The organism is Shewanella sp. Scap07, from assembly GCF_013394145.1.
Classification (GTDB): domain Bacteria; phylum Pseudomonadota; class Gammaproteobacteria; order Enterobacterales; family Shewanellaceae; genus Shewanella; species Shewanella waksmanii.
This window is the reverse complement of sequence record NZ_CP041329.1, coordinates 767,128-790,834: the sequence shown is the minus strand read 5'-3', so window position 1 is coordinate 790,834 and position 23,707 is coordinate 767,128. Positions and strand designations below refer to the sequence as shown.

The 23,707-nt window shown below is 44.5% G+C and carries 23 protein-coding genes and 1 riboswitch; of the genes, 8 read left to right on the top strand and 15 right to left on the bottom strand.

The genetic code is table 11. From position 1 onward, the window contains the following. The first annotated feature begins 12 nt into the window (after positions 1 to 12). Genes FLM48_RS03440 through FLM48_RS03430 form a run of 3 tightly spaced genes read left to right on the top strand, consistent with a single transcriptional unit; the run spans position 13 to position 2,197 of the window. On the top strand, positions 13 to 276 hold the full coding sequence (locus tag FLM48_RS03440) for a hypothetical protein (protein ID WP_179023470.1): 264 nt from the start codon (positions 13 to 15) through the stop codon (positions 274 to 276). Next, a complete protein-coding gene (locus FLM48_RS03435) occupies positions 273 to 572 on the top strand; it encodes a hypothetical protein (protein WP_179023468.1) in 300 nt (99 codons plus the stop codon). The genes FLM48_RS03440 and FLM48_RS03435 overlap by 4 nt, the downstream gene beginning before the upstream one ends. After that, complete coding sequence (locus FLM48_RS03430) at positions 569 to 2,197, top strand: PepSY domain-containing protein (RefSeq protein WP_179023466.1); 1,629 nt, start codon at positions 569 to 571, stop codon at positions 2,195 to 2,197. Before FLM48_RS03435 ends, FLM48_RS03430 begins: the two co-directional genes overlap by 4 nt. Positions 2,198 to 2,276: 79 nt before the next feature. Here the strand turns inward: FLM48_RS03430 and FLM48_RS03425 are convergent, their stop codons facing one another. The 3 genes from FLM48_RS03425 to FLM48_RS03415 are packed head-to-tail and all read right to left on the bottom strand — an operon-like array spanning position 2,277 to position 3,457. After that, positions 2,277 to 2,639 carry a hypothetical protein gene (locus tag FLM48_RS03425; RefSeq protein WP_051484432.1) on the bottom strand — a complete coding sequence of 121 codons (363 nt, stop codon included), beginning with the start codon at positions 2,637 to 2,639 and terminating at the stop codon, positions 2,277 to 2,279. Positions 2,640 to 2,686: 47 nt separating this feature from the next. Continuing rightward, positions 2,687 to 3,049 carry a hypothetical protein gene (locus FLM48_RS03420; protein WP_179023464.1) on the bottom strand — a complete coding sequence of 121 codons (363 nt, stop codon included), beginning with the start codon at positions 3,047 to 3,049 and terminating at the stop codon, positions 2,687 to 2,689. 45 nt (positions 3,050 to 3,094) lie between these two features. After that, positions 3,095 to 3,457, bottom strand: coding sequence for a hypothetical protein (locus FLM48_RS03415; RefSeq protein WP_037470508.1), 363 nt, complete (start codon positions 3,455 to 3,457; stop codon positions 3,095 to 3,097). A gap of 547 nt (positions 3,458 to 4,004) precedes the next feature. Between FLM48_RS03415 and FLM48_RS03410 the strand changes: the two genes are divergently transcribed. Then, positions 4,005 to 4,265: a hypothetical protein gene (locus FLM48_RS03410; protein WP_051484431.1), complete on the top strand. Its 261-nt coding sequence runs from the start codon at positions 4,005 to 4,007 to the stop codon at positions 4,263 to 4,265. Positions 4,266 to 4,269: 4 nt separating this feature from the next. Here FLM48_RS03410 and FLM48_RS03405 read toward each other — a convergent pair whose 3' ends face one another. The 5 genes from FLM48_RS03405 to FLM48_RS03385 form a co-directional block, all read right to left on the bottom strand. Then, positions 4,270 to 4,794 carry a hypothetical protein gene (locus tag FLM48_RS03405; RefSeq protein WP_179023462.1) on the bottom strand — a complete coding sequence of 175 codons (525 nt, stop codon included), beginning with the start codon at positions 4,792 to 4,794 and terminating at the stop codon, positions 4,270 to 4,272. Between the two features lie 600 nt (positions 4,795 to 5,394). Beyond that, positions 5,395 to 6,579, bottom strand: a complete 1,185-nt coding sequence (locus FLM48_RS03400) for a potassium/proton antiporter (protein WP_179023460.1) — start codon at positions 6,577 to 6,579, stop codon at positions 5,395 to 5,397. A 273-nt stretch (positions 6,580 to 6,852) separates the two neighbouring features. Then, positions 6,853 to 7,641, bottom strand: coding sequence for a prolipoprotein diacylglyceryl transferase (gene lgt / locus FLM48_RS03395; protein WP_028772058.1), 789 nt, complete (start codon positions 7,639 to 7,641; stop codon positions 6,853 to 6,855). A gap of 140 nt (positions 7,642 to 7,781) precedes the next feature. Continuing rightward, positions 7,782 to 9,239, bottom strand: coding sequence for an NAD-dependent succinate-semialdehyde dehydrogenase (locus FLM48_RS03390; RefSeq protein WP_179023459.1), 1,458 nt, complete (start codon positions 9,237 to 9,239; stop codon positions 7,782 to 7,784). Between the two features lies 1 nt (position 9,240). After that, positions 9,241 to 9,771, bottom strand: coding sequence for a DUF3087 family protein (locus tag FLM48_RS03385; RefSeq protein WP_179023457.1), 531 nt, complete (start codon positions 9,769 to 9,771; stop codon positions 9,241 to 9,243). A 345-nt stretch (positions 9,772 to 10,116) separates the two neighbouring features. Here FLM48_RS03385 and FLM48_RS03380 point away from each other — a divergent pair, with 345 nt between their 5' ends. The 3 genes from FLM48_RS03380 (at position 10,117) to FLM48_RS03370 (ending at position 13,031) form a co-directional block, all read left to right on the top strand. Then, entirely contained in the window at positions 10,117 to 11,463 is a 1,347-nt protein-coding gene (locus FLM48_RS03380) for a Na+/H+ antiporter NhaC family protein (RefSeq protein WP_028772055.1), read from the top strand. 160 nt (positions 11,464 to 11,623) lie between these two features. After that, complete coding sequence (locus FLM48_RS03375) at positions 11,624 to 12,304, top strand: hypothetical protein (RefSeq protein ID WP_028772054.1); 681 nt, start codon at positions 11,624 to 11,626, stop codon at positions 12,302 to 12,304. A gap of 25 nt (positions 12,305 to 12,329) precedes the next feature. Then, positions 12,330 to 13,031 (top strand): pseudouridine synthase, encoded by a 702-nt coding sequence (locus tag FLM48_RS03370; protein WP_179023455.1) that lies wholly within the window; start codon positions 12,330 to 12,332, stop codon positions 13,029 to 13,031. Between the two features lie 458 nt (positions 13,032 to 13,489). Here the strand turns inward: FLM48_RS03370 and FLM48_RS03365 are convergent, their stop codons facing one another. Both FLM48_RS03365 and FLM48_RS03360 read right to left on the bottom strand, forming a co-directional pair. Beyond that, positions 13,490 to 15,646 carry a S46 family peptidase gene (locus FLM48_RS03365; protein ID WP_179023453.1) on the bottom strand — a complete coding sequence of 719 codons (2,157 nt, stop codon included), beginning with the start codon at positions 15,644 to 15,646 and terminating at the stop codon, positions 13,490 to 13,492. A 181-nt stretch (positions 15,647 to 15,827) separates the two neighbouring features. Next, positions 15,828 to 17,027 (bottom strand): aromatic amino acid transport family protein, encoded by a 1,200-nt coding sequence (locus FLM48_RS03360; RefSeq protein ID WP_028772051.1) that lies wholly within the window; start codon positions 17,025 to 17,027, stop codon positions 15,828 to 15,830. 463 nt (positions 17,028 to 17,490) lie between these two features. Next, positions 17,491 to 17,656, top strand: a riboswitch (yybP-ykoY riboswitch). 21 nt (positions 17,657 to 17,677) lie between these two features. Here FLM48_RS03360 and FLM48_RS03355 point away from each other — a divergent pair. Further along, on the top strand, positions 17,678 to 18,232 hold the full coding sequence (locus FLM48_RS03355) for a TMEM165/GDT1 family protein (protein WP_179023451.1): 555 nt from the start codon (positions 17,678 to 17,680) through the stop codon (positions 18,230 to 18,232). 108 nt (positions 18,233 to 18,340) lie between these two features. Here FLM48_RS03355 and katB read toward each other — a convergent pair whose 3' ends face one another. The 5 genes from katB to FLM48_RS03330 all read right to left on the bottom strand — a co-directional run bounded on the left by katB (position 18,341) and on the right by FLM48_RS03330 (position 23,167). Then, complete coding sequence (gene katB / locus FLM48_RS03350; protein ID WP_179023450.1) at positions 18,341 to 19,807, bottom strand: catalase KatB; 1,467 nt, start codon at positions 19,805 to 19,807, stop codon at positions 18,341 to 18,343. Positions 19,808 to 20,185: 378 nt separating this feature from the next. Then, positions 20,186 to 20,431: a YgjV family protein gene (locus FLM48_RS03345; protein ID WP_028772048.1), complete on the bottom strand. Its 246-nt coding sequence runs from the start codon at positions 20,429 to 20,431 to the stop codon at positions 20,186 to 20,188. 97 nt (positions 20,432 to 20,528) lie between these two features. Beyond that, positions 20,529 to 20,966, bottom strand: a complete 438-nt coding sequence (locus FLM48_RS03340; protein WP_028772047.1) for a PaaI family thioesterase — start codon at positions 20,964 to 20,966, stop codon at positions 20,529 to 20,531. Positions 20,967 to 21,153: 187 nt separating this feature from the next. Beyond that, entirely contained in the window at positions 21,154 to 21,864 is a 711-nt protein-coding gene (gene deoD / locus FLM48_RS03335) for a purine-nucleoside phosphorylase (RefSeq protein ID WP_179023448.1), read from the bottom strand. Between the two features lie 76 nt (positions 21,865 to 21,940). Continuing rightward, the gene (locus FLM48_RS03330; protein WP_028772045.1) at positions 21,941 to 23,167 is read right to left on the bottom strand and encodes a NupC/NupG family nucleoside CNT transporter; all 1,227 of its coding nucleotides are present in this window, start codon (positions 23,165 to 23,167) and stop codon (positions 21,941 to 21,943) included. Positions 23,168 to 23,707 lie beyond the last annotated feature (540 nt).

Below are 23,707 nucleotides of genomic sequence, written 5' to 3'. Positions count from 1 at the left end.
GTTAACAACATTATGTTTCAAATACTGGCATTCACTATTACGCTGTTTGGTGCCTACTTACTTTATCTCACCAGTCGCCATCAGCAGTTTCAAGCTCAGCCACTCAAGCAACGCTATCGCCTACTAGGCTACCTATTACTTGCTGCCGCATTCTGCTGCTTTTATCAATCTCTTGACGGCGCACCGGCACTGTTTATGTGGTTATTTACCACAGCGACGTGCTTAACCTTAATGCCAATAGCCGCAATCCTTAGTCCATGGAGGAAAGCCAAATGAGTCGCTTGGCACAGGCAGAGAAAATACAGCCACACTGGTGGCGTAAATCTATCTTCTCAGTGTTATTGGGGTTGAGCTTAGCCTACGGTGTGATTGCCATTTTTGCTTGGTTTGGTCCTGGCGGGATTGATGCCGCGGTAAAAGTCCAATTCAATATGTGGGCAACAGCACTATTATGGTTATTGGTACTGAGCTTGAGTTTTCTATTTAAAACCGGCAACAAAACACTGATCTATTTGCTATTAGCCAACCTAGTTACCTATCTTAGCTATGCAACATTATGGTGGTTAGCATGAGAATTCGCGCAGACATTTTAAGACACTACCAAGTTATTCATACCTGGACAGGAATTATCGCAGGCTTAGTGTTATTCATCGGTTTTTATGCCGGTTCACTCACCATGTTTAAGCCGCAAATCCAGCAGTGGGCGACACCACCAACCCAAGTACTCGCAGCCATTGAACCGACTAAACTTGATCTATTGGTCAAACAGGCCATGGCAGAATATCAATCTGCTCAGCAAGGGTTTGTCATTAATTTAACCGATAATGCTTCACCAATGTATTGGTACGAGCAGGGTGGTGGCCGCGGTATTCGCTTAGATGATGCACTGCGTCACGCCAGCCTGAGCAGCGAAGATACGCTGATCAGTACCACAAGCAGTAGCAACGAGCTTGGTAGTCTTATTGACCAATTACATCGTACCGCGGGAATTGTTGGCAAAGTCGGTCACGAAGATTTAGGAGTATTGATCTTAGGCATAGCAGCAGTGTTGTACTTTTTAGCGCTAGTTTCTGGATTGATCTTCTTACTGCCCACCTTAGTCAAAAGCTTATTTGCACTTAGATCAAATAAAGGCAGTAATCGCTTTTGGCTCGATAGCCACAACCTGTTGGGCATATTTAGCTACCCATTCCATCTCATCATCGCGTGGACTGTGGTGGTGTTTGCTTTTCATGACCTATTTTATGGTGGGCTTAGTCTTATTTATGGTGACAAGCCCTTATTTGAGCCGCGCCAATCTAGCGAAGTAGTCTACCAAGTCGAGGATTTATCACCAATATCCTCCTATCTCACTAAGGCAACAGAAATGGCAAAAGATTATCAAGTGACTAAATTGGCGTTCTCTGATTTAAACAGCAATCGCCCTAGCCTAGCTATTGAAGTCGTCAGTGATAATCAAATGATGCGCGGTGGCTATAGCGATTTCATCTATATGAATCCGTATAATTTTGAGGTGCAATTTAGCACTATCAATGACAGTGAAGATGGTGCCTATGGCCCAATTGTTACCAGCTTCTTTGGCTTACACTTTGGCAATTATGCCGGACTAACAGGGCGTTGGCTTTATTTTGTCATGGGCTTAATGGGGGCAATGCTGTTTTACAGTGGTAACTTACTGTGGCTTGAAAAACGGCGAATAAAGTCACCCACACAAACTAAGTCAAGCCGATTCATGGCGGCACTTACCGTGGGCGTTTGCCTAGGTTCCATGTTAGGTGTTGCAATCACCCTGTTATCGACTAAATGGCTGTATCTGCTTAGCAGTAATATAAACTCTCACTACTTGTGGAGTTACTATGTCATCTTTTTTGCTGCTATCGCCTATAGCTTTCTGCGTGGGGCCGCAATCAGTGCTATCCATAATCTTTATGCTTTAGCCCTAGCCTGCTTGCTCATTCCCATAAGCTCATTGCTTACCCACTACATTAGCGTCAGTGACTGGCATCAACAGTCTATGCCTGTGTCAGCAATCGATTGGGTAGCCATTTTATTTGGCGTTGGTTTCTATGTAATGGCTAGAAAGACCAGACAACGGGCATTACACGGTGAAAGACACAGTATTTGGGCAATCGCACCAGTCAAACATCAGCGCGAACAAGCACAAGAGCTTAACGATCAAACAGAAATAAAGGTCTAATAGCTCAAATTGCAGGGCTAATCATTTTAGTTAAGGTAACAGCATGCTAAACAGTATGCTGTTACCCATCACTTACTTATTAACGCCCGTCTTCAAAAGAAGCAGTGCCAGATTTAGATTCATAGGTGCCATCTTGATAAAGAATCGTTGCAGAGGCTTTGTGAGTCGTAAACCCTGTAATGGTAAATGAGCAAGAGGTTCCTCTTGTACCACAACTTGCAGCTTTATCACCCCAAATCACACTACTAATCGGTTTAGCTGCACCGCTAATTCTAAATACAGCCGTTGCAGTACGTTGACCAGGAATCATCGCAAAACAATGGTTCTTGGTATAACGATCATAACCTTGTGTATCAACATAGCACTCTAGTGTTGCAGCAGAAGCCTGCGCGGCAATCATAGAACCAACTAACACCAAACCAGCAGTAATCAACTTTTTCATTTTAATTCCTTTTATAAATAGATCTAAATAAACGATTTAATGTGCGACTAACGGCCATCTTCAAAAGACGCGGTAGCCGAAGCTGTTTCATAAGTGCCATCTTGATATAAAATGGTCGCTGAAGCTTTATTTGAAACAAATGGGCGGATAGAGAATGAGCATGAAGTTCCACTGGTACCGCAACTTGAAGCTCTATCACCCCATATCACTTTGTTGATAGGCTTATTGGCACCACTAATGCGAAATACTGCCGTTGCAGAGCGCGCGCCCCAAACCATTGCGAAACAGTGATTTGGAGTATATTGATCATATGCTTGTGTATCGACATAACACTCCATCGTAGCAGCTGAAGCACTTTGTGCCATAAATGAACTAGCGACCAATAGACCTGCTGTAATAAATTTATTCATAACAATTCCTTTGTATCTAAATTAATATTATTAAATAGTTAATTATTAACGGCCATCTTCAAAAGAAGCCGTGGCTGATGCGGTATCATAAGTGCCATCTTGATATAGAATAGTTGCAGAAGCTTTATTTGGTACAAACGCACGAATCGTAAAAGAACAAGAAGTACCACTTTGACGACAACCTGTGGCTTTGTCGCCCCAAATAACTTTATTGATTGGCTTATTTGTACCGGTTATGCGAAAAACTGCAGTAGCCGTTCGCGCTCCCCAGACAATTGCGTCGCAGCGATCTGCTGTATAATTATCGTATGCTTGAGTGTCAACAAAACACTCCATCGTAGCCGCTGATGTTTGCAGTGAAAAAAAAGAACTGGCGACCAAAACCCCAGTAGCAATTAATTTATTCATGAAATTTCCTTTTATAATTTTATTTGGTGCTAGCGGTAACCAACACACAACTAAATTACAACAAGATAATCTCACTTCAATACAAGAATAAAAATTATTGAAAACAAATTAAATATCAAGCTAAAACTCAACAAAGACAAGAACAGTAAATCTCAAGTACTACACGACCAATACAAAATGATTAGTAGTAATGATTAAAACCTGTAGGAAACATAAGTCATTAAAAAAAAAGGAATTAGTAAAAATATGGACCAAACGATTGTAAAACTAAATTTACAACAACCTTATAAAATTATTTATATTTATCTAATACTCAAAAATAAAATTGGAAGTAAATTATTGCCACCCATATATTTGAATAGTTTTAACAAATAGCGTATTCGAATAGTATTTAAATGCCCACTAAAGCGGCATCGCTGCACCAACTTAGTGCGCATGGCGCTTGCAAAAAAACAACAAACCCATATTTAACAACACCTTAAAAGTTGGCACAGCTTGAGCATACCCCTAAAGAGGTATTTGATGGATTAAATTTGAGGAAGTCATCATGAGTAGAGCAATCAAACTAATTAGCCCTAAACTAGCCCACAAAATAGTTGAGGAGGTTAAACTGCAAAACTGCCTACTATCAGAAGTTGCCAAAAGACACGGCATTTCAACAAAGCTGGTATATCAGCTAGTTAGACAAAATGATCAGCAAAATAACAATGGCCAAGTCAGCCACCTAAAGTTTGAAATAAGCCAAGCCAAGAACAATCTAAAGCACTTGGTCAATGAGCTAACTCACCTACAACAATCAACGACCTAAGAGGTTATCCATAATAAGATCGTAAGTAAGGCGATAAATAACGCCTTGCATACAGTAAACCTATCCCTAAAGCGGGTATCAATAACATCAAAATGTTATTCATAAGGGCTGCACTACTGAGTGTGAGAACACTCAGTAGCAACTGCTTATAGTCAAATTCTGGCTTATTGTTGTGGCCGGTAACTGCAAGTGTTATTACGGCAAGCAGCATTAAAAAAGCCAATGACTTATATTGATTACTTTGCTGACTCTTTTGAGTGGTAGCCGGACCTACATAGCGAGGCGCGGTTGCTTGAGCTGCGTTAAACTCGCTAGCTGTAGCACCCTCCACCAACCTGACAGGACGTGGTTGCGTTATGGCTGCACCGTCGCTCGTACCATATTGATAGCTATCGCCAATGACAGCCCTATCTAGATGAGATACATTGTTAAATTGATGCAATGACCAAGCAGCCAAACAATACAAAAGTGCAATCACAATCGTCATCACTAGATTGCGAGCGCTGATTGTATTTACTTCTATTGCCATAGTCATCACCTACATCCGCTAAATAATCGTACCTTTTAAGGCACAGGCTATTGTAGTCATAATGAAAAGTTCACAACAAAAAATCAACAGCTCAACCATAAACATTACAAAGTGATGCATATGTAAGAAAACTAAGTCTCTGCCACTCCCTATGCGCCCTACAACATCAATAAAGAAAACTTGAATACTAGCCAAAAACTACGAATATACTTTCAGAAAATTAAAAGACTATTCAATAGTTATATTAAGAGCAGATAAAACAATAAGAAATGTCAAAGTATATATAATGATTGATGCCTAAATGTAGACACATTAAAAAGAGGCCTGTGACCATTTTAGGAATGGGGATTTGATTAGGGGGTGGTGCCAATGCTAAGCCAGGTCAATGGGAGCAAAGATATTGCGCTGAAAACCCAAGAGATTGTTACTGTGAATATCGTGGCGGTGTGAAGTACTGCTTTATTAAGTAACCGCAAATAGAGCGAGATAATTAACCCATCTCGCTCAATCATTTTATTCTGCCAACTTAATAGAATCGTTCAAATCACTGATTGTAGATATGCCCTACTTTAAAATCACTTACATACCCTGTTCGCAAGCCTATTGATCTAGTTTAAATTTTTTGGCTAATGGCTCCAATGCCGCGCCTTGTAATAAAATAGAGAACAGCACGATAAAGAACACCATGTGCACAATATCAATGGAGCCTGGCACCCCTGCGGTCGCAGGTATTAACGCAAACACTATTGGCGTAGCCCCTTTTAGCCCAATAGCTGAAATCAGCATTCGCTTTTTCCAGCTTGCCTGGGTAAAAGGTAAGTAACATAGCTGTACTGCCAGAGGACGCGCAACAAACATCAGTAATGCCGCAGGAATTAGCGACACCATAAATACGTTAAACAAGGTTTGTGGGAAAATCTGCAAGCCGAGAATAATGAACATCAACGACTGGGCTAGCCAAGACAAGCTATTAAAGAAGTGTTTAGATACTTCACCACCGCGACTAATGCCATTGCCGATGACAACCCCCACCACATAAGAGGCGATCAAAATATTACCGCCTAACAGCTCACTGCCATATGCTGCAATAATAAAACTGGCCAGAATAAATACTGGAATAAGGCCATATTCTTCAAGCTTAACGTGGTTAAGTAGATAGACCGCTAACTTACCAATTAAATAAGCGAACACAATTCCGACGAATATTTGCTGCGCGAGAGTGATAGATATTGCGCTGTATGACACAACCTCTGTAGGGGCTAATGCGATAGCGGTGAGAATAGTCACCATCACTAACGCCACCGGGTCATTGGTAGCAGATTCAAACTCAAGCACGGTATCAGTTTGCTCTTTCAATTTCAGTTTTTTGGACTCTAAAATCGAAAACACCGCCGCAGCATCAGTAGATGAGACTATCGCAGCAAACAACAAGCAAGTGATCAGCTCCCAGCCCAGTATGAAGTGCAGCAGCGCAGCTAAGCTTACGGTGGTGAACAACACCCCAAATGTTGCCAGCATGCCTCCCTCTTTATAGGCCAGCTTAATACTTTGCGTTGACGTATTGATGCCCCCTACAAACACAATGATATTAAGTGCAATGGCCCCTACCGTTGATGTCAATGCCAGGTTATCGTAAACGAAATTAAACTCACCATTGCCTAGCCCTAGGCCCACCCCCATAAAAATAAGTAGTGATGGAATGCCTAAGGTCTTCGATGGGTGATGCAGCAATATGCCAACTGCCACTAAAATCGCCACACCCAGTAAGATTATTTCGTATGTCATCAACACCTCATATAAGTTCTGCCACCTCAATTAGGGCAAAAGAAAAGACTAGTTTAGTTTATTGGAAAAGATTTAAGCTGAAAGGTATTACAACTAATCATGCTGTAACATCAAACATTATAACACTTTAACCTTAGATTAGTGTTAAATATAGCATTTAGCTATAACAAAAAGCTCAGCTAATGCTGAGCTTTTATCTAACCTTTGGTGCCACTTTCACCGGTTTGTACAATCAGCGAAAGCGCTACTGTTCAAGCAATGCTGTCTATATGACTATGCCTGCGATGGCTTAGCCATATAAGCGCGAGCTAATAGCACTACGCCCACCAATAAGAAAGGAATACTCAGCAGTTGTCCCGCGCTAAAAGTCCATTCATCGGCATACACAGCTTGTTTGACTTTGACCATTTCGATGACAAAGCGTGAGCTGAACACCAAGACCAAAAACAGTCCAAATATCGCCCCGTAACGGCGCTTCATTTCAGTCATTTTAAATAGCATAGCCAAGCTAACAAAAATCAGTAAGTAGGCAATTGCTTCATATAACTGTGCTGGATGTCGCGGCAACAAATCCACTCGCTCAAACACGATTGCCCATGGCACATCGGTTTGCACGCCTAAAATTTCAGAATTCACAAAATTGGCCATCCGTACAAAAAAGCCAAATATTGCCGTGGCTATCGCTAAACGATCTAATAAAAACAAAAACGGCATTTTGACTTTACGATGGTAATAATAAAGGGCCAATATTGCCCCTAAACCACCACCATGGCTCGCCAACCCGCCTTCCCATATGGCAATAATCTTACCCGGATTAGCAAAGTAATAGGCAGGGTCATAAAACAGCACATGAGCTAATCGGGCACCGACAATAATCCCGACCACACAATAGATCAGCAAGTTATCCAGTGACTCAACATCAAGTTTTTCGCTGATGTAAATGCGTTTCATCACTTGATAGCCGCTGGCTATCGCAACTGCGAATAAGGCGCCATACCAATGTACGGTTAGCCCCATAAATGAAAACAATACCGGGTCAATATTCCAAATAAAATGTTCCAAAACTTAGCCTTATAAGATCTTTCAATGTCACAGCCTAGCTAAGGGAATTAGCTCCCTTAAAGCGGCGCTCAACCTGACACAGATAATACGCCAATTTTGACGTATTACTACCGCCCAGTAACGTTTATTAACGCTTTAATTTAGCTATCTATTCCACCCAAACACAAGTACTTAATGTCGGTGTAATCATCAAGGCCATACTTGGAGCCTTCACGACCATGACCTGACTGTTTAACCCCGCCAAAAGGTGCTGCTGCGTTAGATATTATGCCCTCATTAATTCCTACCATACCAAACTCTAATGCTTCAGAGACGCGGTAAATTCGGCCTATGTCACGGCTATAAAAATAAGCGGCTAAACCGTATTCAGTGGCATTGGCCAGTGCGATCACTTGCTGTTCGGTGTCAAATACGCTAATGGATGCGATAGGCCCGAACACTTCATTGCACATCACTGGCATGGTTTCACTCACATCAGTTAGCACACAGGGCGACAGGAACTGACAGTCATCCTTTGCCGGTATTTGCCCCAACGCCAGTTTTGCGCCCATGTCGAGACTCTGTTGCACCCAATCAATTATTTGCGCCTTAGCTTGAGTCGAAATCAAAGGACCGATATTAGTGCGACTATCCAAGCCGTCACCTACAGTTAGATTGGCGGTTTGCTGTAGCAGCTGTTGCTGGAACGCTGACGCAACATCGCGATGCACATAAATACGGTTAACACTGACACAAGTTTGTCCCGCATTGCGAAACTTTGCAGCCATGACACCCGCAACCGCCGCTTCAACATCGGCATCATCAAAAACAATAAATGGCGCATTGCCTCCTAACTCCATCGACACCCGCTTGACGCCACTGGCACATTGCGCCGACAAAAGTTTGCCGACCTGGGTCGAGCCAGTAAAAGTGAACTTTGCCACGTCACTGTGTTGGGTTAATACCTCTCCAATCGCCTGGGCCTGCTCAGCGACCACCACATTGAACACCCCAGCAGGAATCCCTGCTTGCTGCGCCAGTTCCGCCAGTGCCAAAGCCGATAATGGTGTTAAAGGCGATGGTTTAACCACAAATGTACAACCCGCAGCCAGTGCCGCTGCAGCTTTACGTGCAATCATCGCATTAGGAAAGTTCCATGGAGTGATTGCGCTCACCACGCCAACAGGTTGTTTGATGACCGTAATACGCTTATCCGCACCTGGCGCGGCAATGGTGTCACCATACAAACGCTTGCCTTCTTCAGCAAACCACTCGATAAAGGCTGCCCCATAGTGAATTTCCCCCTTAGCTTCGGCCAACGGCTTACCTTGCTCTAAGGTCAATAATCTGGCTAGGTCGTCTTGATTAGCGATAATCAATTCATGCCAACGGCGCAATAAGCGGCAGCGTTCATTGGCGCTAAGTTGCCGCCAGTGCAGTTGTGCACCTTTGGCTGCAACGATCGCTTGCTCAGTTTGCGCGGCAGTTGTCTCGCTAACTTGAGCAATGACTTGACCATTAGCAGGGTTATACACCGCAAACTTGTGCGCGGACTCCAGCCACTGGCCATCAATATAGGCAGCAGTTTGTAATAACTGCGAATTGCGTAAACCTAGCATATTAGGACTCCGGACTAACCAACATAGACTCAACGAAATCATCGGCGGACACCGCTAACCCCAGCTGTGCTATTTGCGTTTCAACCGCGGCAAGATCGGCTTCAAGCTTGGCAAGTGTCAGGGTATTATCATCGAGCAAATACACCAATTTTTGGCTTTGGTAGTAAAAGCTCAGCACAATCAATGCCTGTTTATCATTTTGCTCGGCGCGTTGTCGCCACTGTTTCAACTGTCGATAAATACGGTTATGTAGACTCTTTAGCCGCGCGACATAATAGACTTCTTGTAAGTATTCATGATTGCGTAAACTGTATAACACGGTGCCGCACAGGCTTGCTGCCAGTATGACTCCTAGTAGGTTCCACTGGAAATTTCCGGTGGACTCACCGCTTACTGGGGCGCTTTGTCCAAACCAACTAATCAGCAAGCCACCAAAAACTAGCGACAAAATCGCCAACGCAGCAATGAATACCGCGATCACACGATTTAGCCGCTGGCGGTAACAAGCTTTATCTATTGCAATTAACTTCACTTGATATCTCAATTGGATAATTTTCAATTTGCCAAGGTTATCACGAGCGTGGGGGTTTGATTAAGCAACGATTACGCTTAGCCTCAGAGTTATACAGATTTGCTATTTGCTGATGAGGTTGGCACTTTAGGAGTTAAATAAGCGTTCACTGATACGTGATGTATCGCACAATTAGCGCACGCGGGCAATTAGAAGTAAAAACATCTAGACGTCTAAATTGACAGACGTCTGTGAATCTCATATGCTCTTCCCATAATCAAGAACCATTGCATTGAATGACAATGTGTTCCTGCAAGGAGGGCGCGGAACTGATGGTTTGCACGACTAGAATATAGAGAGAACACTTTGACAACTTCAACCACGACCTCATCGGCGAGCAACAAGGTAAGCCCATCGTTTATCGCCCTATTACCGTTATTTTTATTTTTGACCTTATTCATTGGTGCCGGAGTCTACTTCCAAAGCCAAGGGGTAGACTTTGCCTTCTATCAACTACCCAGTGTGGTCGCGATATTGCCGGCAATCATCTTAGGAATCTTACTGTCAAAGCAAAAGCTTAATCAGAGTATCGAAACCTTTATAGGTGGAATTGGCCATAGCAATATCATCGCAATGTGTCTTATCTATCTGTTAGCTGGTGCATTTGCTTCTGTTGCCAAAGCCACTGGCGGTGTTGATGCTACCGTTGCCCTAGGTTTATCACTGGTACCATCAAGTTTACTACTGCCAGGTTTCTTTGTGATTGCCGCCTTCATTGCCACCGCAATGGGGACCTCAATGGGTACCATTGCAGCAGTCGCACCCATTGCGCTTGGCGTCGCAACTGAAGCAGAAATAGGCCTTGCCGTTATGGCCGGTGCAGTGATTTCTGGGGCATTATTTGGTGATAACTTATCAATTATTTCCGACACCACCATTGCTTCAACCCGTACTCAGGGTTGTGAAATGAAAGACAAGTTTAGAGAAAACCTTATTTTTGCCATTCCAGCATCGATCATTACTCTCATCGTGTTTACCTTAGCTGGTCAAGGCCAAGCTGAAGTCGCCGCACAAGAGATAGACTTTATTAAAGTGATCCCTTACTTGACCATTTTGTTCTTAGCTGTCGCCGGTCTTAACGTATTTGTAGTGCTCACGGTCGGTATTTTACTTGCTGGGATAACCGGCTTGTTCACCATGGATTACGGTGTGATTCAGTTTGGTCAAGATATCTATGCCGGTTTTACCAACATGCAGGAGATCTTCATTCTCTCAATGCTAGTGGGTGGCCTCGCGGCGCTCATGCAGCAGCAAGGTGGCTTAGCGTTTGTGAGTCAACAAATAGAGAAACTGATCACTAAGTTTTCTAAGGCTAAAGGCGAAGCATCAACCCGCGCTTCTGAGCTTGGCATGGCTGGCATTGTTGCAATGACCAATACTTGCGTAGCGAACAACACCGTATCGATTGTTGTAACAGGTGACATCGCCAAAGAGTTAGCGCAAAAGCACCAAGTCACGCCGAAGCGCGCAGCCAGTATTTTGGATATATTCTCTTGTATTATTCAAGGCTTAATTCCCTACGGTGCGCAGGCATTACTGATTGCATCAACCTTCAGTATTAGTCCGCTTGAAGCCGTAACTCACGCTTGGTACTGCATGATTCTTGCTGTTGTCGCCATTTCTATTGTGATACTGCGGAAACGTACTCACTGATAACTATTTACGCAAATTGTTATCGAGATGTTGGTAATCGCCTAGTTATGGCATACACTAGCTGAGATAAGGATAGCTAACTTGCCCATTACAGGCGGGGACGGAGAAGGAGAGCACTCACCATGCACTCCTTTTTTATTGCCTGATTAATGGGAGCCCTATGCAGCTGGCACAGCAACCGATCAATACTGACCTACACAAACTGGTTATCTGGATGATTTTTGGTGGTGCCATAGTCTCAGCGACCGGTATCTCAATTTGTGTATGGGCCCAATATCAAGAAATAGGTCCAGCGGTATTTGCACTACGGGCCGACTTTTTAGGCGATTATATGCGCACACCGCTGGCTTATGTGTATAACATGGCGTTAATTGTCGCGGGTTTATGCATCTTGTTGGCCATGTACGGCTTATTTTTACTTAAACTAGGGCATTTTGGCCTCTATATATCGTTTGCCGGACTCTGGGTTGGTGGCTCAATTATCTTGATGGGCGTATTTCCAATCAACTACCTCAGCGAACATCGCCTGTCCTCTACCAGTTTTTTACTTGGCACCGTAATTCTGCATTTTTTAACCTTAGCGGCGCGAATTAACCATAAAGAGATCTGCTCAAAACGCCTATTTTTCATTAGCTCATTAGGGCTTGCCAGTGCATTGGGGCTAGTTTTTCAACTCAATTGGCAGACCTTAGACTTTGATGCCTGCATCCCACAAACCGGGGAAAATTGCTACGTGGCAATTAATATGTGGGGCCAAACTAACCTCACTATGTTGTGGTGTTTAATGTTAGCATTGACCATTAAGAAATTGACCCACACGCTACAGCAGCCTGCGCTGTAATAACTAAAGGCGACAACTTGTTGCTATGCGACTAGCCAAATACCTTGCGCTGACCGGACTATGCTCACGGCGCGCCGCAACGCGATTTATCCGTGATGGCCGAATTAATATCGATGGCCGCATCGCCAACCATATCGACACCATAAGCCTAGATAAAGATCAGCGCCAATGCCTGCAAGTCATACTCTTTGATGGTGAGCCCATAGCTGCCATTGAATCGCCGCACTATTACGCCTTCCATAAGCCCGTAGGCATTGATAGCCGCTTGCTCCCAGATAATCCTGCTAGCCTGATACACTTTCTGCCGCCCACACCACGGCTCTATCCTGTTGGCCGCCTAGACAAAGACTCCCACGGATTACTACTACTGACCAATGACGGTGAACTCACCCAGCGTTTGATGCACCCAAGCTTTGCCCATAAAAAGCACTACCTTGTTCAAGTTAACCGCCCCCTTGACGACGACTTTTGTCAGTTGATGGCGCAAGGGGTCAGTTACAAAGATATCACCACCCTCCCCTGCACGGTCGCAGCAACAGGTGAAGACCGTTTTAGCATCACCTTAACTCAAGGGCTCAACCGGCAAATACGCCGAATGAGCCAAGCACTGGGCTATCAGGTTATTGATCTCAAGCGAGTGGCCATTGAATCACTGCAACTTGGCGATTTGGCCGCAGGTGAAATGCGACCGCTGACTGCGACAGAGATTACTGCGCTCAAAGGTTAATGGACTAGGCTGTGCAGCGCCCGATGGGTTATACCAATCAGTACAAACATTTAGTCACTCAGCGAGAGTTTAGCGGTTCTGAGGCAAGGTCATTAAATGCTCCTTGCATTAATGACATTCACCACATCCATGTGGCTTGCAACGAGTGAAGATCATAGTTGTTCTACGGTTAAGCTCGTTAATACAGCATCAGAATCGCTAAAACTCGCCATTCTGGCGCGTTTTTGGCTACCTACTTCTGCGTTGAATAACCTCACAAGGGAGCAACCATTGTTTCAGTACTCACTTTGAATTAGCCGGCCTTGAATTAGTTTGCCAAAAGCGCGCTGAGTAGATCAAATTCTTATACTGATTGGTATTATGCAAATAGCAGTACCGACAGGTAAATCAGCCAACAAAAAGGGCTTAGATATTCACCTAAGCCCTTTATGCAAATCATGCTAATTTAATCATAACGATTAATGCACAATTTCCATCTCTTCCAATAGGTTATCTGCATTATCTAGGTATTTCATAACCCAAAGCATATAACGGCTGTCCACTTGGATTGAACGGTTAGTTTGTGGGTCGTAACCCCAATCGCCAATGATACTTTCGTAAACGCCATCAAACAGCAGGCCGACTAACTCTGCACGGCCATTTAAGGTCGGCGAGCCTGAGTTACCACCAGTGGTATCTAGGGTTGATAGGAAGTTAACCGGTACTGAATCAATCTCCTTCATGTAGTAGTCACCGTATTGCTTATTGGCAATGAGCTCTAGCTGTTTCGCTGGCGCATCAAACGGATCAACACCCGTGTCTTTGGCTAAGATACCTTCAAGGCGAGTGAAAGGCACGGCTTTCAAACCATCTTGTGGTGAGTAGCCCTTAACATGACCCACAGTCACACGTAGGCTTGAGTTAGCATCGGCATACACTGGTTTACCTTGCTCACGGTTATAGGCAATGATGGCGTCCATATATTGTGGGCGCACTTTCATTAGATCACCGGCAAGCTGCTTTTTCTCCTGTTCACGCTTCATGCGCTCATCATAAGTAGCAACAGCGTACTGAATGAAAGGATCTTTAGACTTTTTAAACTCAGCCACAGATTTGTCCATCCAGGCTAAGCGAGTGTCTTTATCAGACAGCTCAGTGTTGGCGTACATGTTATCTAATGTCTTGGCAAATTTAGCCTTGTCGAAGTTACTACCAATACCAAAGGCCTTATCGAACGCTGTTAAACGCTGATCTTTCGGCAATGCGGCATAACGACCCACTAAATCTGCCAATATCGCTTTATCGACACTTGCGGCATAGCGACGCTCAATACGCTCCATACCTGAGGTAAAGCGAGTCATATCACGATCTTGATAGCCTGGTTCACGCTGCATATCTGGTAGCGCTTTTTCATTCGCTAAGCGATATAAGCGCTCAGCGGTACTCATCATAGTACTGTAACCCATGTAGCTAAGCAGTAAGTTGCGCTCTTGGCCTTGCTGACCTTTTGCGATTAGCTTGTCCAGTTGCGCTAATACTTCACCGTACTTAGCTTGGCGCTTTTTGTCGGCTTTAATCCAGTTGGCAAGGTCTTGCTCTACACCTTTACGGTCGTCAAGCATGGTTGATTTACCATAGAACTCAATCATCGAAGTGAAGTTTTTAGCGTAGTTAGCTAAACCTGCAATGGCGCTTTCATACTTAATGCGCTCGTCGCTGCCTTCTGGTGCTGTCTCTTTGATGATATCAATAATGCGCTCACGCAGAATTTTGCCTTCTGGATAAGCCCATTCAAATTGGTTTTGTACTTCATTGGCAGTGCGATAGCGGTTAGTACGGCCAGGATAGCCAGCCACCATAACAAAGTCGCCCTCACTCACACCTTTAGCCGATACTTTTAAGAAGCTTTTTGGCTCAAATGGCACATTGTTTTCGCTAAAATCAGCAGGCTTGCCGTCTTTAGATACGTAGGCGCGATAGAAAGAGTAGTCGCCAGTGTGACGAGGCCACATCCAGTTATCAATATCGCCACCATACTTACCTACACTACCGGCCGGGTTATACACTAAACGCACGTCACGGATCTCAAGCTGCTTAACCAAGTAGTACTCAAGCCCACCATGGAAGCTATACACCTTACAGCGGTAACCCTCTTCTTGCTCACACTCGGCTACTAAGCTTTTTTCCTGTTGCTCAATACCTTTATAAAACGCGTTGCCCGTTTTACTATCTAAGCCCTTTTTCACCTTGTCAGTGACATCGACAACTGACTCGGTCACATAGATGCGCGACCCCGGTGTTGCCGGCAGTTCATCAGCAAAGCTTTTCGCTAAAAAACCGTCTTTTAGTAGGTTATTTTCAGGCGTTGAATTGTATTGAATTGAGCCATATGCACAGTGATGATTAGTCACGACTAGGCCTTTAGGTGACACAAATGATGCGGTACAGCCACCGAGGCTGATAACCGCATTCATTGGAAACTCGGTTAATTTAGAAATGGATTTAACATCAATTTCTAAGCCTTTGGCTTTCAGTTCGTCAGCCATGGCAGGAAGCTGGTAAGGCTGCCACATCCCCTCATCCGCTTGTGCAGCAAATGAAGCCGCTAGCGCTGCGGTTAACATAATTTTTTTCATGCTGTTAAGTCCGTTTTTATCGTTATTACGTCGATTGCTTGAGAATATATGCTGTCCAACTACAAAATTTAGCAATAAAAAAGTCGGGCAAGTGCCCGACTTTATCACACAACCTCATTCAACAAACAGCTAACGAGGCACAACAAACCGCAATCTAACCCGGCTTTGTTGTAAACATTTGTTATAGCGCTACCCAAAGTTGTGCCGCAATGATCACCGCACCAAGCAAACCTGCAACCGCTAAGGCTGGCGTGCCGCCACTGACTTGGTAACCCCCTAACTGCTGTTTACGCTGTCCTAACGCCATGGCAATCGGCAAGAAGATAATCATCATCACCAATGGAATTGCAGCAAAACCCAACACCTGAATGAAACCATCAGGGTAAAATAGCGCGCACAATAATGGCGGTACGAAAGTGATCAACCAGGTTTTAGCGCGGCCCATCACATCATTTCTTGCTCGAGTTAGCTCGGCAATGTAATCAAACAGGCTCATGGTCACGCCTAAGAAAGAGGTGATTAAGGCTAAGTTAGCAAACAGATCAATGCACTGCTGCATAATTGATGACTGCGCAATAGCTTGCAGGGCTGTCACAAGTTTTGGCAATGAGCCTTCAAAGCCATGCACGGTTGCCCCACCCACAGTACCTAAAGTCACCATCAACCACAGGATATAACACACAAGTGGAATGGTTGAACCAATGATCAATACCTTACGCAGTGACATGGCATCGCCATCTAAGTAACGCACAATCGTGGCAATACACACGTGGAAGCCAAATGAGGTAAACACAACGGGTATCGCTGCTAACCACAAGTCACCCAGCTCAGCTTTCTCTACAATATTAGCCGATGATTCACGCAATATATAAGCGGGGCTAACTTCCGGCAATAGGAACACAACCACCAGTACAAACAGGGCGATCATCGCAGTAAATAAGATACGTGAAACTTTATCAATCCAAGCTACGCCAACCGCAATAAAGCCCCCAAATACCAGGGTAAACAGCAACACCGCCGCTTTATTATCAATTTCAATGCCCATTTGATCAAAGCGTGACTCAAGCAGCGATGAGCCCCCCATCAAATACACCATCGTCAGGGCGAAGAGTAAGCTCAGCAGTGAGCCACCCTGTAATAACTGGCCAGTTTTTCCTAGTGTTTTACCGGTTATGGCGTGGACGTTAAGCCCAACCCCCGTACGTAAGTTGATCTCTAACATCAACAAACTGGTGTAGATGGACACCCCCCAAATACACACTAAAAGTAATAGCGCGGGAATGGTACCCAAAGAAGCTGTCGCCAGAGGTAAGGCAAGCATACCGCCACCAATAGCAGTACCTGCAACAATGGCAATAGAGCCGAGGATTTTTAAGTTCACTACATTGTCCTGTCTTGATTTGTTTTAATAGTTTTGGGTCAGATTTAGAACAACGACAAGGAGGGGATTAGTAACAAAACAACTAAGCTTTTAGCCTCCTAATCGAATGGCATCATACTGCCCTATTTCGATTGGGTTTGGCCTCAACAGCTTGGCTAACATTACTTTTACCTAATCTTTAGCTAAGCCCCTGAGGCTGCGTAAATCGGTAAAAATATCGATAGGTTTGTTTCATCACTACCTTAAACTCTAAAAAATTGACTGTTAGGGACATTAACAGAGGCAATCACTGTGTACAAGCCATCAAAGGCAATCGTAAACAACTTTGTACAGCGCACAAATAAGTTGCCAACACCCTCACCACAAGCCGTTTACTATTGCTGATTTTTCCAGCAAAACAGCGGCAAAGTCGCGCAAAAAACATGTTGCACTTGCAACCTTTTTTAGGGCGATTATAATGGCGCCAACCTTCTCAGGGGAGTAGCTACCAACCGATCGTCGTTTTTGGTTGGGTATTCATCAACATAATTGGCCACATGCCATGGTGAATACAGTGAGCCATCACCCAGCAAGACCTGAGCAGAGATCCCGTCCAATATTAGGGGGCGGCGGACTCTGCTTAGCTAATTTTGCCCCCTAAGGAACTCATTGTGGAAGCACTACTCGCCTCAACCTTTACTGTTGCAATTGCCGAAATCGGCGATAAAACCCAATTACTCGCTCTGCTACTTGCCGCCCGGTTTAAGAACAAAACCGCTATTGTCATGGGTATTTTTCTGGCGACGCTGGCGAATCACTTTGCTGCGGCCTGGTTGGGTCAATGGGCCATGGGCCTTATTTCACCGGAAGTTGGCCGTTACATCGTGGCGGGATCGTTCTTTGCCATTGCATTGTGGGTACTGATCCCCGACAAAGTTGAATCAGAAGAAAGTCGTTTGTATCAATGGGGCCCATTCATTGCAACTTTTGTGTTGTTCTTCATCGCTGAGATTGGCGACAAAACCCAAGTGGCAACGGTGGTGCTGGCAGCCAAATATGATGCATTGGCAATGGTTGTCATCGGCACGACCTTAGGCATGATGCTAGCCAATGTGCCAGTGGTTTACGCCGGCCATTACAGTGCTGAAAAGCTACCTTTGACGTTAATTCATCGCCTATGCGCTGCGCTATTTGCGCTATTGGGCGTGATGACATTGCTACTTTAGTTAACAGGGTAGTAAATAACATACCCACATAGCGTTGACGTTCACAGCTAAAAAAAGCCAGTCACTTTACAGTGACTGGCTTTTTCATCTCAGTTAATAAGTTGGCTTTTAACCTTGAATTGCCTTAGCAATTCGCGCTCCGTAGTCAGCATCTGCTTTGTCAAAATGCGCTAGCATACGTGCTTGTACATCAGCACTTGCTTGGCTAAGAGAACCGGCGATGGTATCCACTAGGCGCGCTTTTTCATCTTCAGAGAACATACGGTATAGGTTGCCCGCTTGGCTATAGTCATCTTGGTCGTAGCGGCTATAGCGATCAGCTTCACCAACTAAGCGCAGTGGTGGCTCAGCTAAGTGTGCAGGCTCAACCAACGCATCTTCACGGCTACTAGGACCATAGTTAGCAGCTGCATCGCCACCTGTTTGACTGCCGCTGAACGGACATTGGGTTCCAGCCATAGCACCAGCACGCTGATGATGATTCGCTTTTGCCGCATGTGGGCAGTTGACTGGCAACTGATTGTAATTAGTACCGATGCGATGACGTTGTGCATCTGCATAAGCAAAGATTCGCGCTTGCAGCATCTTATCTGGTGATGCGCCAACACCTGGAACTAGGTTACTTGGTGCTAAAGCCACCTGCTCTACTTCAGCGAAATAGTTTTGTGGCATACGATTAAGCTCAAGCTCACCAATTTCAATAAGTGGGTAATCGCTGTGCGGCCATACCTTAGTCAAATCAAACGGGTTGATGTGGTAAGTATTGGCATCCGCTTCTGGCATGATTTGTACATTCACTGTCCAACGAGGGAAGTTTTGCTCGGCAATCGCTGCCACCATATCGCGCTGCGATGAATCAGGGTCAATACCTTTGAGCTTATCTGCTTGCTCGTTGGTGAGATTGACAACGCCTTGTTGCGATTTGAAGTGGAATTTAACCCAAAAACGCTCGCCTTTGGCATTCCACAATGAGAATGTATGAGAACCATAGCCGTGCATCTGACGGTAATTTGCAGGAATACCTCGGTCTGACATCAAAATAGTCACCTGATGCATCGCTTCAGGGTTAAGTGACCAAAAGTCCCACATTGCCTGTGGATCTTTAAGGTTAGTCAGTGGATTACGCTTTTGAGTATGAATGAAGTCCGGAAACTTAATACCATCACGCAAAAAGAATGTCGGGGTGTTATTACCCACGATGTCATGATTGCCTTGAGCAGTATAGAAACGCAAACCAAAACCACGTGGATCACGCTCAGCATCAGCAGAGCCCATTTCACCGCCCACCGTTGAAAAGCGAACAAAAGTTTCGGTTTGTTTGCCTACACCGTTAAAGTGGTCAGCTATGGTGTATTCGCTTAAATCTTTGGTCAACGTAAAGGTGCCATATACCCCAGTACCTTTTGCGTGCACAACACGCTCAGGAATACGTTCGCGGTTGAAGTGAGCAAGCTTTTCAATCAACTGCCAATCTTGTAGTAATAGCGGGCCGCGCTCACCTGCCGACAATGAGTTTTGGTCGTCTGCGATTGGGGCGCCGTTTTGGCTGGTTAAGTAATCTTTTTGCGTAGTCATAGTCATCTCCAAAAATTCCGTAATCTAAAATGCTGTACTTGGCTTAGCTAAGCCAATCTTCAATAACATCAAATATCGTCGCCATATTGACCTCACAGTGGGCAGCGAAGGCTATTACCTGCTGAGTTATCCCGATAGCTAAATAATAGTCGGTAACAACTGACAGTTAAAACGATTAGAACCGATAACTTTAATCGCTTTTACAGAAAGCGAATAAAATTGACAACCCAGTGATACTACTAATTAGGTATAAAAGGGGGAATCATTTGGGAGGTAAAGCTGTGTAAAGGAGGGTTATCTAAATAAGTAAATAATAACGGCAATCCACTGGCGCAGGGATTGCCGCTAAACGACAAATTTGATAACTGTCATACAGGCCTAATCAGAAGCCTGTTGCCGCTCTTCTTGGTAGATTTTAACTAAATAGTAGATATCAATAAGTACAATAAAGAAGTTAACCAATGCAACGGGAATGGCGCCAATGGCCAAGCCATAAGCAACAAATAACGCTGCACCAATCAAATTCCACCAGCGTAGCTTCTTAATGTTCGACATCATCAGTGAAATAGCCACGACCACCGATGCCAAATAGCCGACCCACTCCCAAATAGTTGCGTTATCCATGCGCTCTCCATTGGTATTAAAGTTAATTAAACTTATTATGGCTAACTAAATAGGTTTGTAACAGGCCATTTACCCATCCACACGCAATAAACTGCGGTTATCGCTTAACTACCGCAGCAGTCATTCTTGAGATACAGCAGAGCTCACCGGCTCCATTGTGAATAAGGATCTCCCACACTGAGCTACGCTTACCCAAGTGTACCGGCTTAGCTGTGGCTGTTAGCGTGCCTTTGCGAGATGCTTTTAAATGGTTCGCATTAATCTCTTGGCCGACACAATAATAGTTATCAAAGTCCACTACAAAATTAGCCGCATAACTGGCGACAGTTTCTGCAAGAGCCACGTTGGCTCCGCCATGCACAATACCGAGCGGATTGTGTACTTGCGGTGCAGCTGGCATGGTCGCTTTCATGTAGTCGTCGCCAATTTCGGATATTTTAATCCCCATGGTTTGCATCAAAGTACCTTTGCCATGCATCCCTTCGTCCATCTTATTGCATTGTGCAAGCGTGACCGGCCTAAACCAAATACTCATTACTACATCCATTTCAATTGATTATGCTGCCAGTCTACTGTGTCCATAGCGAAGATAAAAGCCAGTTAAGAGTATTGGCTCTAGTCGCAGAGAATATGAAGGGGTGGCTTTCAAGCATGCTTATGGGTATTTGTTGGTGCACACTTGAAAGCCGTAGGGTGTAGGGAGAAAGGTTAGAACTGAATCACTATTTCAGCTTACTGACTGCTTCTAGCGTCAGTTTAATCATCTCATTAAGCGTCTGTTGACGCTCTTCAGCGCTAAGGTGCAAGCCCTGACGTAAATGGTCGGTCACTGTCATCATGGCAAGTGCATTTGCGCCATATTCAGCGGCTACGCCATAAAGACCAGCCGCTTCCATTTCCACACCTAAAATGCCGTATTTTTCCATTAAGTCGTAACGGCTTTCATCGGCGCTATAGAACAGATCAGAAGAATATAGGTTGCCAACATGATAGTTGACCGCCAGTTTTTCAGCAGCATCGACGGCGCCTCGAAGCAGGCCAAAGTCCGCAATCATGGCAAAATCAGTATTGGCGAAACGACTGCGGTTAACCGCTGAATCAGTGCTCGCGCCCATAGCCATAACGACGTCCATCAACTTGATTTTATCGCTCACAGCGCCACACGACCCGATGCGAATAATGTTTTTCACACCATATTCAGTAATAAGCTCTTTGGCATAAATAGAAATTGAAGGAATACCCATCCCCGATCCCATCACTGAGATACGTTGACCATTAAACTCACCGGTATAGCCAAGCATATTACGTACATCAGTCACTAAAGTGACGTTGTCGAGAAAATTCTCGGCAATGTACTTCGCCCGCAATGGATCGCCTGGCATTAAAACCGTATCAGCAAAAGCACCAGCTGGTGCGTTAATATGTGGTGTCATCGTGTTACTCCGTTATTCATGCTCCACACTCGCCTTTTGTAAGCGAGTATGGATATCAAGTATTTAGTTCAGTGGATTAGCCAGCTAGGCTAAATAGCAGACCAGCAATAGTACCGCTCATTAAGTTGGCTAAAGCCGCTGCAATTAGCGCTTTCATGCCTATGGCACTGAGGTCGTGACGACGCTCAGGACACAATGCAGCTAACCCGCCTATTACCATGGCTAGTGAGCCAATGTTGGCAAAACCGCACAACGCAAAACTAATGATAATTTGGGTTTTAGGTGACAGGTCTTCCGCCACTTTGAGGAAGTCGATATAGGCAACAAATTCATTGATCACCATCTTCTGACCAATAAACGAAGCCGCTTGCGTTGCTTCACTCCACGGCACCCCCATTAGCCATGCTAGCGGAGCTAACAGATAACCTAAGATCATCTGCATAGTGAGCTCACCATAGCCAAACCAGCCGCCAACACCGCCAATTATACCGTTGACCAGCGCAATCAACCCGACGAACGCGAGCAGTAATGCCGATACATTAAGTACTTGCTGCATCCCCATTGCTGCGCCGCCCGCTGCAGCATCGAGTACATTAGTCGGCTTATCTTCTTGCTCATCCATGACTTTCTTGATGTCATTTCGCGGTGCTTCGGTTTCTGGCCACATTAGCTTGGCAAATAGTAGACCGGCGGGCGCTGTCATAAAGGCGGCGGTCAGTACATACTTAATGTCGACGCCCATCTGGATATAACCAATCATGGTGCCGCCGGCCACAGAAGCTAAACCACCAGTCATCACCGCAAAGAGCTCTGAGCGGGTCATGTGCTTAACAAAAGGACGCACCATAGATGGCGCTTCAATCGGACCAACAAAGATGTTGGCAGTGGCAGACAGTGACTCTGCACGGCTAGTACCCAGTAACTTAGATAACGCTCCGCCGATAATGCCAATCACCAGTTGCATAATGCCTAGGTAATACAGCACAGCAATTAGTGCACTAATAAATACCACTACACAAAGCACATTAATCACAAAAATGAACCCAACCCCAAACTTGGCCAAATCACCAAATAAAAAAGCTAAGCCTTCGTTGCCGTAGTTGATTACATGCATTACACCGTTTGATGCGCTATCCAATACAGTTTGACCAAATGGTACATACATAACAAATGCGCCAAAAGCGACCTGAAATGCCAATGCACCGGCCACCGTTCTGACACTAATCGCGTGGCGTTGCTCTGAAAACAACACGGCAATCCCGATCAGCGTTGCCATCCCCAACAAACTGATGAAAACTTCCATACATTTTTACCCCCATAAACTTTGTTATGGCGGCAGTGTATACAGCTGGATAGTACAGACAAGGGATCAAAATCACTTTGCAGAATTTATTTCATTCAACTGCTAACTTGGTAATAACTTTTGGTAAAGCGCTCAAAAATATCAATAAATATGCATCAGTAACGCATCAATCCATAAAGAAAATAACAACAACATTAACACCAACAACAACTAACACCCAATAGTGACACTTTTAAGCTGATTAGATGAATGATGATTTATCGCAATAAGCAGTACAAACATACGTAATAAAATTTCAATTAAGTAATTTTGTGATCGAAAATCCATTCAAAAAACATGCCTGCCAAGCAGTAGGCGCTGTATTTAGTCCAATTCACCACGAAAGAATATTTTTGCAGTTTAAAATTGCAGTTAAACTCAATAATTGAGAGCCTCAGTCGCTGTATTTCATCTGCTTTTAACGAGCAAATAATACTTTTCTACTAAGCGCATTGGATTACAAATAGGCGACTATTTGCAATCACTCTAAAAATAACCCCC